1 protein-coding gene is annotated in these 943 nt (G+C 47.2%); it reads left to right on the top strand.

Annotated elements, in window-relative coordinates:
* Window positions 1–893 (top strand): sigma-54 dependent transcriptional regulator (locus R7O13_RS24935; protein ID WP_318304952.1); only part of this gene is annotated, 893 nt, incomplete at its 5' end.
* Window positions 894–943 lie beyond the last annotated feature (50 nt).

Genomic DNA, 943 nt, shown 5'->3' with positions numbered 1-943 from the left:
TGCAGCAATGGCGTGAACAAGTTGCAAAGCTAGCGCGTATTGATACCAACGTCATTATTTATGGTGAAACGGGCTGTGGTAAAGAGCTGGTGGCTACCAGCCTGCATAAAGAAAGCCAACGCAAATCACATCGTTTCGTACCGATAAACTGTGGCGCGATTCCCGAAAATCTGTTCGAAAGTGAGCTGTTTGGTCACGAGCCCGGCGCTTTTACCGGAGCAAGTAAACGACGGATTGGCAAACTCGAATACGCCGATAAAGGCACGCTGTTTTTTGATGAAATCGAGAGTATGCCGCTTTCAATGCAAGTGAAAGTGCTGCGCTCATTGCAAGAACATACTGTCGAGCGAGTTGGTGGTAACCAGCAGATCAATGTGGATTTGCGAGTGATCGCTGCCGCGAAAGAAGATCTCAACGATCATGAAGAGTTCCGCGAAGATTTGTATTACCGACTTAATGTTGTACAGATCTACTTACCGCCGCTTAGGGAGCGAGAAGAAGACGCGTTGATTCTGTTTGAGCACTTTGCATTGCAAACAAATCCAGACAGTCGACCGTTGAGTGATGCCGACAGAAATGCCGTGCTTTCTTACGCTTGGCCAGGAAATGTGCGCGAATTACGTAACGTCGCAATGCGTTTCGCGCTGGATGATACGGTTTCTGTGATGGAAATTCTTTCTAGCCGCCCGTCGTCAACCACGGAAGAGACTCAAGCGGGTGTTCCGTTGATGATTCAGTTGCACAACTTTGAGCGCAAAGTGTTGCATGATTCATTAGTGAGGCACCAAGGACGGATTAATGAAGTGATGCAAGAGCTCGATTTACCACGTCGCACCTTAAATCAGAAAATGCAAAAATTTGGTCTGAATCGCTCCGATTACACCGATTCGTGAATGGAGTAATAGGAGCGATGTCGTTTACCTTTCCGTTATGCGCTTTTAGT

Source organism: Vibrio sp. Y176, from assembly GCF_033438945.1.
This window is presented reverse-complemented; position numbering and strand designations above follow the sequence as displayed.